Below are 13,588 nucleotides of genomic sequence, written 5' to 3'. Positions count from 1 at the left end.
TTTTCAGACAGGACGGAAGGGCTTCAGGCCTCTTCGGAGACCTCGACGAACTCGTCACCAGCCGGGGCAACCGCGGCCAGCACTTCGTTCGTGGCGTTGGCCTTGCCTTCCAGCACGGCGTCAGCGACGGCGCGGGCGTACAGCGCCACGGCCTTGGCCGAGTCGTCGTTGCCGGGGATGACGTAGTCGATGCCGATCGGGGAGTGGTTGGTGTCCACGATGCCGATGACGGGGATGCCGAGCTTCTTGGCTTCGGCGACGGCAATCTTGTGATAGCCGACGTCGATGACGAAGATGGCATCGGGCAGCGCGGTCATGTCCTGGATGCCGCCGATGTTCTTTTCCAGCTTGGCGATGTCGCGCTGGAACAGCAGGGCTTCCTTCTTGATGGCGGGCTGCGTGCCGGCATCCACCTGGGCCTGCATGTCCTTCAGGTTCTTCAGCGAGGTCTTGACCGTCTTGAAGTTGGTCATCATGCCGCCGAGCCAGCGGGCATCGACGTAGGGCATGCCGGCGCGCTGCGCTTCCTGGGCGACCACTTCACGGGCCTGGCGCTTCGTGCCGATCATCAGGATCGTGCCGCGCTTGGCAGCGAGCTGGCGCACGAACTTCATCGCATCGTTGAACGCGGGCAGCGTCTTCTCGAGGTTGATGATGTGGATCTTGTTGCGATGGCCGTAGATATACGGGGCCATCTTGGGATTCCAGAAGCGGGTTTGGTGGCCGAAATGGACGCCGGCTTCCAGCATCTCGCGCATCGTGACAGACATGGGTCTTACTCCGAAGGTTGTGTCTAAAATCCGGCCCGAATTGCGTTGCAGCATCTGGAAACGACTGTTCCCGGACTGCCGCAGACCGCAACACCTTTGCGTGGCCGGTTTGCGATTTGTTGCAACGAGCAGCGCCAATTTCCTTGGCAGCACACCCCTCACAACCGTTTTTCCCGGGTCGAGCGCAGCCCAGACAGCTGCATCCCCCGGCAAAACCCGCAGAGTATACACAAACCATGGCCTTCTTCAGCCGACGGCGCCTCACCGTGCGCGCCGACGCCCCCACCGCGGCTGTGCGCCAGGTGCGCTGGTGAGCCGCAGCGTCGCGGTGGTGGGCGCGGGCCTGGCCGGCGTGGCCACCGCCTACGAACTGGCCGCACAGGGCTTGCGGGTGCACGTCTTCGAGCGCGGCGGCAGCGTCGCCGAACAGGCCAGCTTTGCCAGCAATGCCGTGCTCTCGCCTTGCGTGCCCCATCTGGACGACACGACCAGCCCGGCGCCGCTGTCCTGGCGCTGGCGCCGCTGGCGGGCCGGCCGGCGCGGCGGTGATGCGGCTTCGGCACTGGCGGCGCTGAGCCAGTTCAGCCTCGCCCGCACGGCCGAGTTGCGGCGCGTGCTGGGCCTGGAAGACGAGTCCGCCGAAGGCCTGCTCGTGGCGCTGGTGGACGCGCGCCGGATGGCGGCCGCCCAAGCGCGGCTGGACGGCTGGAAGGCGCTGGGCCTGCAGGCCGAACTGATCGACGCCGAAGCCGCCCGGCTCCGGGAGCCCGGCCTGAACACCGAGGCACCGCTGGTGGGCGCGCTGGTTTTCGCCGGCGGCGGTGCCGGCAATGCCCGCCTGTTCGCCCAGCAACTGCGGCAGCAGGCCCAGCGCCTGGGCGCCGGGTTCCGCTTCCACAGCACCGTGCGCGCCATCGCCGCCGATGGCGCCGGCCTGACGCTGCGCCACGAGTACACGCCGCCCGCGGAAGCACCCACGCGCACGGCAGGCGCAGACCGCGACGCCGGCGACACCCATCCGCAGGTCCCGGGCCCGCAGGACGAGCGCTTCGACGCCATCGTGCTGTGCAACGGTCTGGATGCCGCCACGCTGCTCGACCCGCGGCTGCCCCTGGCCGCGCTGCACGAGGCGTCGGTCACCGCGCCGCTGCGCATGCTGGAGGCCCATCCCGACCTCGGCCCCGGCGCCGCCTGGGTGGACCCGTCGCGCGGCCTGTCCATCGCCCGCATCGGCCATCGCGTGCGCGTGAGCGGCGGCACCACGGTGACGCAGGCACGCACCAGGGTCACGCCGGACTTCGAAGCGCTGCACCGCGGGTTGCAGCACTGGTTTCCGGGCTCCGTGCTGCACCAGCAGGTCCAGCAAGGCCAGAGCCGCCGCGCGATGCCCGCCGATGGCCTGCCCATCATGGGCGCCAGCGGCCGCCCGGGCCTGTGGCTGAATCTCTCGACCGGCGACGGCGGCTGGGGGCTCGCCTGCGGTGCCGCCCACGTGCTGGCGCAGCAGATCGCGGCACAGGCGCCTGCGCTGGACATCGGCCCACTCGGCCCGCAACGCCTGGCCTAAGCTCGAGGGCATGCGCCCGCTGCTGCCGACCACCACGACCCTGCCCCTCTTCGACGTCGCCGCCAGCCGACGCATCGAGGCCCGCGCACTGCTGCATTCGCCGGACCTGATGGCGCGGGCCGGCCTGGCCATCGCCAAGCTGGCACTCGCGCTGCGCCGCGGGCCCGGACCTGTCTGGATCGTGTGCGGGCCGGGCAACAACGGCGGCGACGGCCATGTCGCCGCGCAGCGGCTTCTTGAAGCGGCCGTGCCGGTGCATGTGGGGCATGTCGCACCCGAGCACCCATCCCTTGTCATCGACGCGCTGCTCGGCCTGGGCCTGAACCGGGCGCCGTCGGCCGAGCTGCTGGCGCCCATCGTCGCGATGGCCACCTGTGGCGCGCCCATCCTGGCCGTGGACCTGCCCAGCGGCCTGCTGGCCGACACCGGCCAGCCCGCCGGCGAGCGGGCCGTGCGCGCGGACCACACGCTGACGCTGCTGACGCTCAAGCCCGGCCTGTTCACCGGCGAAGGCCGCGCGCATGCGGGACGCCTCTGGTTCGACGACCTGGGTGTGGCACCCGACGAGGCGCCCACGGCCGACCTGCTCGGCCCCGCCGCCGCGCCGCAACGCAGGCCCACCAGCCACAAGGGCAGCCACGGTCAGGTGCTGGTGGTGGGTGGCGCTCCGGGCATGCAGGGGGCCGCACGGCTGGCGGCGCGCGCGGCGCTGGCCTGCGGCGCGGGTCGGGTCTACGTCGACCTGCCGGGCCTCGCCGACGCGGAGGTCGCCGATCCAGGCCGGCCCGAGCTGATGCGCGGCCGCCTGGACGACGTGCCGCAGGCGGTGGGCGTCATCGGCTGCGGCGCGGGAGGCGCCATTGCCGCCACCCTGCCTGCGCTGCTGCAAAGCCTGCCGCGCGTCGTGCTGGACGCCGACGCGCTGAACGCCATCGCCGCGGACCCGGCTTTGCAAGCCCTTGTGCGCACCCGCCCGGCCGGCAGCACGCTGCTGACGCCACATCCTCTCGAAGCCGCGCGATTGCTGGGCCGCGATACCACGAGCGTGCAGGCCGACCGGCTAGCCTCGGCGCGCGACCTCGCACGGCAACTGGGCAGCACCGTCGTGCTCAAAGGCTCGGGCAGCGTCATCGCCTCCCCGGCCGAACGGCCGGCCCTGTGCGCGAGTGGCGGCCCGGCGCTGGCGACGGCCGGCAGTGGCGACGTGCTGGCCGGCTGGCTGTGGGCTCAAGAGCCCGACGCCAGCGCGCACACCATCGCCTGCGCCGGCGTTGACGCCCATGGCCGCGCAGGCGAAGTGGCGGGCGTGCTGCGGGCGGCCGATCTCGTCGAACGGCTGGCAGCGCGGCGCTGACAGGCGCTGACCGGCGCTGACCGGCGTTCAGCGCGCGCCGCCGCTATCGACGCTTGCGCGTCGCCGCTTTCGCCGCGGTCTTCTTGGATGCCTTGCTCGCCGCGCGCTTGGCCGCCTGCTGGGCCGCCTTGACGGGGTGCAGGCCGGCAATCACTTCCTTGCGGCTCTTCTTCACGTCGCGGTCGGCCTGGCGCACGTCGTCCAGCGTTTCCACCGCCGTCTTCGGCGCTCGCTTCCTGGCCGGCGCCTTGGCGGCGGTCTTGGCGGTCGGTTTGCCGGCGGCGCGACCCGTGGCGCTGCGATGCAGCGAGCGGGCTTCGTCGTCGTCGCGCACGAGACGGAAATCGATGCGGCGGCCGTCCAGGTCGACGCGGCTGACCTGCACCTGCACGCGCGCGCCAGTGGCGTAGCGCATGCCGGTGCGTTCGCCACGCAGTTCCTGCCGCACGTCGTCGAACTTGAAGTACTCGCCGCCCAGCTCGGTGATGTGCACCAGGCCTTCCACATAGAGCTCGTCGAGTTGCACGAACAATCCGAAGCTCGTGACGGCGGACACCGTGCCCGCGAACACCTCGCCGAGGCGGTCGCGCATGTAGCGGCACTTCAGCCAGGCCTCGACGTCGCGACTGGCTTCGTCGGCGCGGCGTTCGTTGGCGCTGCAGTGCGCGCCGACGACCTCCCAGCGTTCGGCCTCGTTGCGTGCGTCGGCCGGGTTGGGCGGCGGCGGGCGGCCGGGGCGCTTGGGCGCCTGCGGCACGTTCATCTTGGCCGCGTCCAGCGCGTAACGCTTGCCGGCGAGCAACGCCTTGATGACGCGGTGCACCAGCAGATCCGGGTAACGGCGGATCGGGCTGGTGAAGTGCGTGTACGCCGGGTAGGCCAGGCCGAAGTGGCCGGCGTTGATGCCGGTGTAGATGGCCTGCTGCATGGAGCGCAGCAGCATGGTGTGGATCTGCTGCGCGTCGGCGCGATCCTTGGTGGCGGCGGCGAGCTGCTGGAACTCGCGCGGCGTCGGATCGTCGGAAAGCCCGATGCCGATGCCCAGCGAGCGCAGGTAGCCTTGCAGCGTCTGGCGCTTCTCGGGTGTCGGGCCTTCGTGCACCCGGAACAGCGAATGGTGCTTGTTCGACTGGATGAAGTCCGCCGAGCAGGTGTTGGCCGCCAGCATGGCCTCCTCGATGAGCCGGTGCGCATCGTTGCGCGTACGCGGGATGATTTTCTCGATGCGGCCGTTGTCGTCGCAGACGATCTGCGTCTCGGTCGTCTCGAAGTCGATGGCACCGCGTCGGTTGCGCTCCGCCAGCAGCGCGCGATAGACCTCGTGCAGGTGCAAGAGGTGCGGCACCAGCTCACGCCGCTTGGCGGCCTCGGGGCCGTGCGTGTTGCCGAGGATGGCCGCCACCTCGGTGTAGGTGAAGCGCGCGTGCGAGCTGATGACGGCCGGGTAGAACTGGTAGGCGCTGACCGTGCCATCGCTGGACACGAGCATGTCGCAGACCATGCTGAGCCGGTCCTCGTACGGGTTCAGCGAGCACAGGCCGTTGGACAGCTTCTCGGGCAGCATCGGGATGACTCTGCGCGGGAAGTAGACGGACGTGGCGCGCTCGTACGCATCGGCGTCCAGCGGCTCGCCGGGCTTCACGTAGTGCGACACGTCCGCGATGGCCACGAGCAGGCGCCAGCCCTCGACGGCCTTCTTGCCGCGGCCCGCCTTGTACGGTTCGCAATAGACGGCGTCGTCGAAGTCGCGCGCATCCTCGCCGTCGATGGTGACGAGCGGCACGTCGCGCAGGTCGACACGTTGCTTCAGGTCGGCCGCGCGCAATCTCTCGGGCAGCTTGGCGCTCTGCGCCAGCGTCTCGGGGCTGAAGCGGTGCGGCACGTCGTACTTGCGCACCGCGATCTCGATCTCCATGCCGGGGTCGTCGATCTCGCCCAGCACCTCCACGACGCGGCCCACCGGCTGCGAGTACAGCGACGGCGGCTCGGTCAGCTCGATGGCCACCACCTGCCCCGCGGTCGCATTCGCGATGCCGTTCTTGGGGATGAGGATGTCCTGCCCCATGCGCCGGTCCTCCGGTGCCACGAGCCAGACGCCGGACTCCAGCAGCAGCCGGCCGATGATGGGGCGCTTGCGGCGTTCCAGGATCTCCAGCACGCGCCCCTCGGGGCGGCCGCGTTTGTCGAAACGCACGACGCGCACGCGCAGGCGGTCGCCATGCATGACGGCACGCGTTTCCTGCGACGACAGGTAGATGTCCGTCGAGCCGTCGTCGGGGATCAGGAATCCATGCCCGTCACGATGGCCTTGCAGCGTGCCCTCGACTTCGCCGAGGAGCCCGGCGCCGTCACTCGCCGGGGCGTTGGTTGTGTTCTTCAAGTTTTTGATGATATGATCCTAGCTTTCCTGAAACGGCCCGGGACTTCGTCAGAAGTTTTGAGCAACTTGCCCAGGTGGCGGAATTGGTAGACGCACTAGTTTCAGGTACTAGCGGGTAACTCCGTGGAGGTTCGAGTCCTCTCCTGGGCACCAAACAAAGCAAAAAGGCCGATGCGGAAGCATCGGCCTTTTTGCTTTGGCGCCCAGGAGAGAGGAGAGGACTCGAAAAGGCGTGTCGTCGAGGACCGAAGCCAATCCAGTGGCTTGTCCGACGCCTCGACGAAGGCTTCGCGCCTGTGGCGCGGAGCCGGCCGCCGGGGTCGCGGGACGTGACCGAGTCCCCGGCGATGGGCCCTCGATGGGCCCTTCGTCGAGTGGTGGCACAAACCGAGCTTCTTCTTCGATCCGCGCCACAGGCCCCACCCTCAAACGACGAATTTCTTCGCCAGCGCCTCCGGCCCCATGCCGTCGTACTCCTCGAACGGCTGATGGATCCAGGGCGACGTCTCCAGCATTTCGCAGTAGTAGTCCGGCGTGTAAGCCGACACCTTCTTGGACCAGATGACCGCCGAGCGCAGCTCGCTGATGGCCGGCATGCCGCGCAGGCGCTCCACCACGGCCTTCAGCGTGACGCCCGAGTCGGCCAGGTCGTCCACCAGCAGCACGCGGCCGGCCAGTTCGCCCTTGGGCATGGTGATGTACTTGGCCATGTCCAGGCGGCCCTGGATGGTGCCGGCCTCGGCGCGGTACGAGCTGGTGGACATGATGCCCAGCGGCTTGTCGAACACGCGCGACAGCACGTCGCCGGGGCGCATGCCGCCGCGGGCCAGGCACAGGATCTGATCGAACTGCCAGCCCGAGGCGTGCACCTTCAGCGCCAGACGCTCGGTCAGCAGGTGGTACTCGTCCCAGGACACGTAGAGGTGTTTGCCGTCGTCGGTCAGCATGGTGGGGGCGTCTCCGTGAGGTGAGAAGTTGGATTTTTAGGCGGAATAGGGATGGCGCAGCACGATGGTGTGCTCGCGGTCGGGGCCGGTCGAAACCATGTCGATGGGCGCACCGATGACTTCCTCGACACGCTTGAGGTAGCTGCGTGCCGCGGCCGGCAATGCGTCAAGGCTCGTCGCGCCGAACGTGGTTTCGGTCCAGCCCGGGAACGTCTCGTAGATGGGCGTGCAGGCCTCGATCTCGTCGGCGTCCAGCGGCAGGATGTCCAGCGTCTTGCCGTTCAGCTCGTAGCCCACGCACATCTTGATCTCTGCCAGACCGTCCAGCACATCGAGCTTGGTCAGGCACAGGCCGGTGATGCCGTTGATGATGATGGAGCGCTTGAGCGCTGCGGCGTCCAGCCAACCGCAGCGGCGCGCGCGCCCGGTCACGGTGCCGCGCTCCTGGCCGACCGTGGAGAGGTGGTAGCCGACGGTGCCGGGCACTTCCCAGTCGAGTTCGGTCGGGAACGGGCCCGAGCCCACGCGCGTCGTGTAGGCCTTGGTGATGCCCAGCATGTAGTGCAGCAGCTGCGGGCCCACACCGGCACCGGCAGCGGCGTTGCCAGCCACGCAGTTGCTGGAGGTGACGTAGGGATAGGTGCCGTGATCGATGTCCAGCAGCGTGCCCTGGGCGCCTTCGAACAGGATGTTCTGGCCGGCCTGGTGGGCCTTGTGGATCAGGTAGCCCACATCCGCCAGCATGGGCTTGATGGCCTCGGCCATCTTCATGGCCTGCTCGAAGATGGGCTCGAACGCCAGTTCCTCGGCCTTCAGGTAGCCCTTGAGCACGAAGTTGTGCAACTCCAGCAACTCGCGCAGCTTCTTGGCGAAGCGTTCGGGGTGCTTCAGGTCCTGGGCGCGCAGAGCGCGACGGGCCACCTTGTCTTCATAGGCCGGGCCGATGCCCTTGCCGGTGGTGCCGATCTTGCCGCTGCCGCTGCTCTCGCGCAGCTGCTCGCGCGCCTTGTCCACGGCCACGTGGAAGGGCAGGATCAGCGGGCAGCTCTCGCTGATGAACAGGCGCGAGCGCACTTCGACGCCGGCCGCCTCCAGGCGCTCGATCTCGGCGAGCAGGTGGGTCGGGTCCACCACCACGCCGTTGCCGATGTAGCAGGGCACGCCGTCGCGCATGATGCCGCTGGGGATGAGCTGCAGCGCCGTCTTCACGCCCTTGATGACCAGCGTGTGGCCGGCGTTGTGGCCGCCCTGGAAGCGCGCCACGCCATGGGCATGGTCCGTCATCCAGTCCACGACCTTGCCCTTGCCCTCGTCGCCCCACTGGGTGCCCACGACGACCACATTGCGTCCACGCGCGGTTTGGCTTTGCATTTGGTTTGCCTGATTTTGGAGAAGAGTTTGCGGGCGCCGCTCAGAGCGAGCGGACTGCCCATCCCGTGTGGCCGCGAACCAGTTCGCGGTCACAGTCGAATTCATCGGCCTCGGCCTCATGGCCCGGCAGCACGCACACCACCGTCTCGCCCTTCTCGCGCCACTCGCGCACGGCCTGGCGCAACGAGGCGTCCTCACCCCACGGGGCGCGGATGGCCGCGCGCAGCGGTGTGGCGGGCGCCAGGCCCACCAGCGTCTTCAGGTCCAGGCTGAAGCCCACGGCCGGGCGGCGGCGGCCGAAGACCGCCCCCACCTCGTCGTAGCGGCCGCCGCGCAGCACCGCGTCGGAACAGCCTTCGGCATACGCCGCGAAGCGGATGCCGGTGTAGTACGCATAGCCCTGAAGGTCGGCCAGGTCGAAGCCCAGGCTCACCTCCGGGTGCACGGCAGCCAGGTGCCCGGCCAGCCAGGCCAGGTCGGCCAACGCGGCTTTCACCAGCGGATGGCCGGGCAGGCGGCGCGCGGCTTCGTCCAGCACCTCGCGCCCGCCGAAGAGGCTGGGCAGTGCCAGCAGCGCGTCGCGGGTGACGACCGGCATGCCGGCCGTCAATTCGGCGAGCACGGCCATGTCCTTCGCGGCGAGCGCTGCCGTCAGCGCGACCAGCGCTTCGGGCGCAAGCTTCACGCCGTCGCCGTGGCCTTCAAGCACGCCCTGCAGCAGCCGGGCGTCGCCCAGGTCGAGCATGACCTTGCGCAGGCCGGCGCGGCGCAACGCGTCCAGCGCCAGGTCATGCACTTCAAGATCGGCTTCCAGGCCCGCATGACCGTAGATCTCGACGCCGAACTGCAGCGGCTCTCGGCTGGTGTTGAGCCCGTCCGGCCGCGTGTGCGCCACCGGGCCGCAGTAGCACAGGCGCGTCACGCCGCGGCGATTGAGCAGATGAGCATCGATGCGGGCCACCTGCGGCGTCGTGTCGGCGCGCAGGCCGAGCGAGCGGCCGGAGAGTTGATCCACCAGCTTGAACAGCTTGATGTCGGAGCCCATGCCGGTGCCGGACAACAGCGACTCCAGGTGCTCCAGCAACGGCGGGATGACCAGCTCGCAGCCATAGCTGCGGGCCATGTCGAGCAGCTCTCTACGCAGCTCTTCGATGCGGCGTGCCTGCGAAGGCAGCACATCGGCGATGTGCTCGGGCAGCAGCCAAGCAGAGGACATGAGGCGCACGGGGGGCGGTTAAAAACGGCATTCTACCGGTGCCCATTGCCGCGCCAGCGTGCGCGATGACTCGATCAGCGCAACAAGAAGAGGACGGCCAGCAACCCCATCACCATGCTGGCCAGGCCGATGAAGCGGATCTGGCCGTCGCTCATCGCCAGCAGCCGGCTGAAGACGTCGCGCCAGCGACGCGGGCTGACGAGGGGCATCACCCCCTCGACCACCATCATCAGCGCCAGCGCCAGCAGCAGCTCATTCACTTGCGCGCGGGCGCGGCGGCGGGTGCGGCACCAGCGCCGCGCATGGCCTTGAAGAAGTCGCTGTTCGGGTCGACAACCATCACGTCGCTCTTGCTCTTGAAGCTCGAACGGTAGGCGCTCAGCGAGCGGTAGAACTGCGCGAACGACGGATCGCGCCCGAACGATTCGGCGTAGATCGCCGATGCCTTGGCATCGCCCTCGCCCATCACGAGCTGCGCGTCACGGTAGGCCTCGGCGACGATGATTTCGCGCTGGCGATCGGCATCGGCGCGGATCTTGTCGCCCTCGGCCGCGCCGGTGGCGCGCGCCTCGTTGGCCACGCGCTTGCGCTCGGACTCCATGCGGCGGTAGACCGAATCCGTGATGCCGGATGCGAAGTCCACGCGCTTGATGCGCACGTCCACCACCTCGATGCCGAACTGCTTGGCCTCGTCGGACAGGCGCCTGCGCACGTCCTGCATGACCTTCTCGCGCTCGGTAGCCAGCACCGCGATGACGGTGCGCTTGGTCACTTCCTCGTTGAACGCGGCCTGCACGACCGGCGACAGGCGGCTGTCGACGTTGCGCATGTCGGCGAGGTTGGTGCCACCGCTGTTGCGGATGAACTGGCGCGCGTCCGAGATGCGCCACTTGATGAGCCAGTCGATGACGATGCTCTTCTTCTCGGCCGTGAAGACGGGGCGCGACTCCGGGCTGTCCAACGTCTGCACGCGGCGGTCGAGCATGACGACGTTCTGCAGCGGCGGCGGTGCCTTGAACTTCAGGCCCGGCTCGGTGATGACTTCCTTGATCTCGCCCAGTGCATAGACGACGGCGAACTGGCGCTGGTCGACGATGAAGAGCATCGACGACAGCAGCATCAGGACGATGAGTGCGCCGGCGAGGATGGCGGCAATACGGTTCATTCGATGGGTCCTCGATCAGCGGCCGTCGCGGCTGCGCTGGTTGTCACGGCTGCGCAGGTCGCTGCCGGGCAGTGCCGTCGGCTCGGGCACCGTGGTGGGCTGCGGCGGCGACACGGTCACGCTGCCACCGCCCTGCTGCAGCAGCTTGTCCAGCGGCAGGTAGAGCATGTTGGAGCCGGTGCGGCTGTCCACCATGACCTTGCTGACGCTGCTGTAGATCTGCTGCATCGCATCGATGTAGAGCCGGTCGCGCGTGACCTGAGGCGCCTTCTGGTACTCGGCCAGCACGCTCTTGAAGCGCTGCGCATCGCCTTCGGCGGTCGCGACGACGCGGGCCTTGTAGCCCTCGGACTGCTCGCGCAACTTGGCCGCATCGCCCTGGGCGCGCGGGATCACGTCGTTGGCGTAGGCCTGGGCCTCGTTCTTCAGCTGCTCGCGGTTGGCATTGGCCTTGAACGCGTCCTCGAACGCCGCCTGCACCTGCTCGGGCGGCTGCACACTCTGCACGTTGACGTTCTTGACCTGGATGCCGGCCTTGAGCCGGTCGAGCTGCGCCTGCACCGACTTGGCCAGGTCCACGGCGATCATGTCGCGCTGCTCGTACAGCACCGAGTCCATCTTGCTTTTCCCGACGATCTCGCGCACGGCCGATTCCGCGGCCAGCAGCACGGCCTGCTCGGGGTCACGGTTCTCGTACAGGAAGTCGCGTGCGTTCTTGACCACGTATTGCACGGTGAAGCGGATGTCGACGATGTTCTCGTCCTGCGTGAGCATCGACGAATCGCGCAGGCCGGTGGCCGCGACGACGGAGCTGCGGCCGACGTCCACCTGCTGCAGCTTGGACACGGCGACGGTCTCGTGGCCCTGGAAGGGATAGGGCAGTCGCCACTGGAAGCCGGCCTCCACGGTCTTGTCGTACTTGCCGAAGAAGGTGACGACGGCCTGCTGGCCTTCCTGCACGATGAAGAAGCCGCTGCCCAGCCAACCCAGCACGACGACGCCGGCGATGAGGCCGGCACCGATGCCCGCACCCTTCATGTCCGGGGAACCACCACCCGACCCGGCGGGGCCTGTCGGTCCGTTCGGGCGGCCGCCGAACATGCCGGACAGCTTGCGGTTGAAGTCGCGCCAGAGCTCGTCGAGGTCCGGCGGGCCGTCGTTGCGGCCGTTGTTCAGCAAGCGGCCGGCAGCGCGTGCCACCGGCGTCAGCAGACGGCGGTGCCAGGGCTCACGGCGCGGGGTGTGGAGGGTGCTGCTCATGCCTGAGTCATAGTCAGTGAGTGGGTGCGGCATCGTCGTCCGCAGATGAGGGGACAGGCCCGTCATTCAAGTGATCGCCGTCGCGCTCGTCGAAGCGCTCGTCGAAGGGTTCGTCCACCGGCTGGGCGAGCTGGGCGGCCTGCACGGCCTGCGCGATGAGGTCGCGCAGCTCGGCCAGGCCCGTGCCGTCCACCGCGCTGACGAACACGCGCGGCGTCGGACGTGCCGCGCCGCCGCGCAGGATGGCGTCCACAGCCACGCGTGGGCGCCGGTCCTCGGGCAGCAGGTCCTGCTTGTTGTAGACCAGCAGCTGCGGCACGTCGCCCGCGCCGATCTCCTGCAGCACGCGGTCCACCCCGGCCATCTGCTCGTCCAGCACGGGGCTGGCGGCGTCCACGACGTGCAGCAGCAGGTCGGCATCGGCCGCCTCCTGCAGCGTGGCGCGGAAGGCCTCGACGAGCTTGTGCGGCAGGTCGCGGATGAACCCCACGGTGTCGGACAGCGACACACTGGCGCCGGCCTGCTCCAGGTACAGCGAGCGGGTGGTGGTGTCCAGCGTCGCGAAGAGCTGGTTGGCCGCGTAGGCACGCGCCTTCACGAGGGCGTTGAACAGCGTGCTCTTGCCCGCGTTCGTGTAGCCCACCAGCGAGACCTTGAAGACGCCGTTGCGCGCCCTGGAGCGGCGCTGCGTGCTGCGCTGCTTCTGCACCTGCTTCAGGCGCTCCTTGGTCTTCTTGATGCGGTCGTCGATCATGCGACGGTCCAGCTCGATCTGCGCTTCGCCGGGGCCACCGCGCATGCCGATGCCGCCGCTCTGGCGTTCCAGGTGGCTCCAGCGGCGCACGAGGCGCGTGGCCAGGTATTGCAGCCGCGCCAGCTCGACCTGCAGCTTGCCCTCGTGGCTCTGCGCGCGGGCGGCGAAGATCTCGAGGATCAGCGCCGTGCGGTCCGCAACCGGAACGCCGAGGACGCGCTCCAGGTTGCGCTGCTGGGCGGGCGAGATGGCCTGGTCAAACAGCACCGTGTGGGCCTGGTGGGCCTGCACGAGCAGCTTGATCTCGTCGGCCTTGCCGGAGCCGACGAACAGCGCGGCGTCAGGCGCCGGGCGCCGGGCGATGACCTTGGCGACGGGCGTGTCGCCGGCCGATTCGGCCAGCAGCGCCAGCTCGTCCAGGCTTTCGTCGAAGCCCTGCTTGGCAGAGTGCCGACCGAAATCGACACCCACAAGAATGGCGCGCGCCGCCTCGGAGGGCGGCGCTGCAGTTGGAAGACCGGCGTTGGCAGAAGTCGAGGACAAGGGTCGGGGATCAGGCGTCCGCGGGCGTGTCGCCGGCGTGGAAGTTGACCGCACGGCCCGGCACGACGGTCGAGATCGCGTGCTTGTAGACCATCTGCGTCACCGTGTTGCGCAGCAGCACGACGTATTGGTCGAAGGATTCAATGTGGCCCTGGAGCTTGATGCCGTTGACCAGATAGATCGAGACGGGCACATGCTCTTTGCGAAGCAGGTTCAAAAAGGGGTCCTGCAAAAGTTGGCCTTTGTTGCTCATCGGTATGC

Annotated in this window: 12 protein-coding genes and 1 tRNA gene; 3 read left to right on the top strand and 10 right to left on the bottom strand. The window is 68.8% G+C overall.

Translation table 11 applies throughout. The features are described 5' to 3' along the window. Positions 1–23: 23 nt before the first annotated feature. On the bottom strand, positions 24–770 hold the full coding sequence (rpsB, locus tag ACO07H_RS09055; protein ID WP_422013269.1) for a 30S ribosomal protein S2: 747 nt from the start codon (positions 768–770) through the stop codon (positions 24–26). Between the two features lie 310 nt (positions 771–1,080). Between rpsB and ACO07H_RS09050 the strand changes: the two genes are divergently transcribed. Then, entirely contained in the window at positions 1,081–2,337 is a 1,257-nt protein-coding gene (locus tag ACO07H_RS09050; protein WP_422013267.1) for an NAD(P)/FAD-dependent oxidoreductase, read from the top strand. A 10-nt stretch (positions 2,338–2,347) separates the two neighbouring features. Next, the gene (locus ACO07H_RS09045) at positions 2,348–3,691 is read left to right on the top strand and encodes an NAD(P)H-hydrate dehydratase (RefSeq protein WP_422013265.1); all 1,344 of its coding nucleotides are present in this window, start codon (positions 2,348–2,350) and stop codon (positions 3,689–3,691) included. A 43-nt stretch (positions 3,692–3,734) separates the two neighbouring features. On the opposite strand, the gene rnr is transcribed toward ACO07H_RS09045, so the two are convergent. Beyond that, positions 3,735–6,071 (bottom strand): ribonuclease R, encoded by a 2,337-nt coding sequence (rnr, locus tag ACO07H_RS09040; protein ID WP_422013263.1) that lies wholly within the window; start codon positions 6,069–6,071, stop codon positions 3,735–3,737. A gap of 68 nt (positions 6,072–6,139) precedes the next feature. On the opposite strand from rnr, the gene ACO07H_RS09035 reads away from it, so the two are divergent. After that, positions 6,140–6,224: transfer RNA gene (locus ACO07H_RS09035), tRNA-Leu, on the top strand. Between the two features lie 272 nt (positions 6,225–6,496). Here ACO07H_RS09035 and ACO07H_RS09030 read toward each other — a convergent pair. From ACO07H_RS09030 to hfq, 8 genes are all read right to left on the bottom strand, one after another. Beyond that, entirely contained in the window at positions 6,497–7,018 is a 522-nt protein-coding gene (locus ACO07H_RS09030; protein WP_422013261.1) for a phosphoribosyltransferase, read from the bottom strand. A gap of 36 nt (positions 7,019–7,054) precedes the next feature. Next, on the bottom strand, positions 7,055–8,389 hold the full coding sequence (locus tag ACO07H_RS09025; RefSeq protein ID WP_422013259.1) for an adenylosuccinate synthase: 1,335 nt from the start codon (positions 8,387–8,389) through the stop codon (positions 7,055–7,057). A 40-nt stretch (positions 8,390–8,429) separates the two neighbouring features. Then, positions 8,430–9,605: an ATP phosphoribosyltransferase regulatory subunit gene (locus ACO07H_RS09020; RefSeq protein ID WP_422013257.1), complete on the bottom strand. Its 1,176-nt coding sequence runs from the start codon at positions 9,603–9,605 to the stop codon at positions 8,430–8,432. 74 nt (positions 9,606–9,679) lie between these two features. After that, the gene (locus ACO07H_RS09015; RefSeq protein ID WP_422013255.1) at positions 9,680–9,865 is read right to left on the bottom strand and encodes a DUF2065 domain-containing protein; all 186 of its coding nucleotides are present in this window, start codon (positions 9,863–9,865) and stop codon (positions 9,680–9,682) included. Further along, complete coding sequence (gene hflC, locus ACO07H_RS09010) at positions 9,862–10,770, bottom strand: protease modulator HflC (RefSeq protein WP_422013253.1); 909 nt, start codon at positions 10,768–10,770, stop codon at positions 9,862–9,864. The genes ACO07H_RS09015 and hflC overlap by 4 nt, the downstream gene beginning before the upstream one ends. A 15-nt stretch (positions 10,771–10,785) precedes the next feature. After that, positions 10,786–12,030, bottom strand: coding sequence for an FtsH protease activity modulator HflK (gene hflK / locus ACO07H_RS09005; RefSeq protein ID WP_422013251.1), 1,245 nt, complete (start codon positions 12,028–12,030; stop codon positions 10,786–10,788). A gap of 13 nt (positions 12,031–12,043) precedes the next feature. After that, positions 12,044–13,327 (bottom strand): GTPase HflX, encoded by a 1,284-nt coding sequence (gene hflX, locus ACO07H_RS09000; protein ID WP_422013249.1) that lies wholly within the window; start codon positions 13,325–13,327, stop codon positions 12,044–12,046. Positions 13,328–13,337: 10 nt separating this feature from the next. Next, positions 13,338–13,580 (bottom strand): RNA chaperone Hfq, encoded by a 243-nt coding sequence (gene hfq, locus ACO07H_RS08995; RefSeq protein ID WP_422013247.1) that lies wholly within the window; start codon positions 13,578–13,580, stop codon positions 13,338–13,340. Between the last annotated feature and the right edge of the window lie 8 nt (positions 13,581–13,588).

The organism is Roseateles sp. (assembly GCF_965229315.1).
In the GTDB taxonomy this organism is placed as follows: Bacteria; Pseudomonadota; Gammaproteobacteria; order Burkholderiales; family Burkholderiaceae_C; genus Pelomonas.
Note: the sequence above shows the minus strand (reverse complement) of the source record. Positions and strands in the feature narration are given on the sequence as shown.